This window comes from Tsukamurella sputi (genome assembly GCF_007858445.1).
Lineage (GTDB): Bacteria > Actinomycetota > Actinomycetes > Mycobacteriales > Mycobacteriaceae > Tsukamurella > Tsukamurella sputi.
On record NZ_VIGV01000133.1, the window covers coordinates 1 to 583 of the forward strand.

1 protein-coding gene is annotated in these 583 nt (G+C 31.6%); it reads right to left on the reverse strand.

Annotation, left to right across the window (positions count from 1 at the left end):
* Positions 1–74: 74 nt before the first annotated feature.
* Positions 75–583 (reverse strand): hypothetical protein (locus FK268_RS26075; protein WP_205124544.1); only part of this gene is annotated, 509 nt, incomplete at its 5' end.

Consider the following 583-nt stretch of genomic DNA (forward strand, 5'->3'; position numbering starts at 1 on the left):
TTCAATAAAATCATCTAAAAATTCCTCAATATTATCAAGGTTTAGATCTAATCTATCCAAATAAAATCCCATGTCTACTCTTCTCCTTTTGGGAATACCCACTTTTCATGAAGTATATAACTCCTTGCTTCCTCATAGACTACCATCTGCTGCCTCGTCGGTAAAATGAGATGTTCTTGCCTCTTCTTTCTAAAGTGATATTTCGAAGACTGATGACTAGCATTATCAGAAGCTTTTATAACCCAATAATCAATTAACTCATATTTTCGAGCAATGTAAAATATTGTCGATAAAATACCATCTTTCACTTTCTGTAATTTTTTATTTAAAGATTTTTGCTCACTAGATGAATGACAATTACCAATAATAATTTCTATTTTTGTCAACAATCCTTCTATAAATTGCTGAAACAATATTTGATCTCGAGTATTACCTACTAAATCTAATAACCGATCCTCTGTAATTTCAATAGAAAACTTATTGATACAGTATTGATTGTTATATCCATGCTTACCCCATTGATGCGCATAATAATCACTATCTGTCCAAAAATAATAGCCAACGCCTAACCACTGCTCCCTAC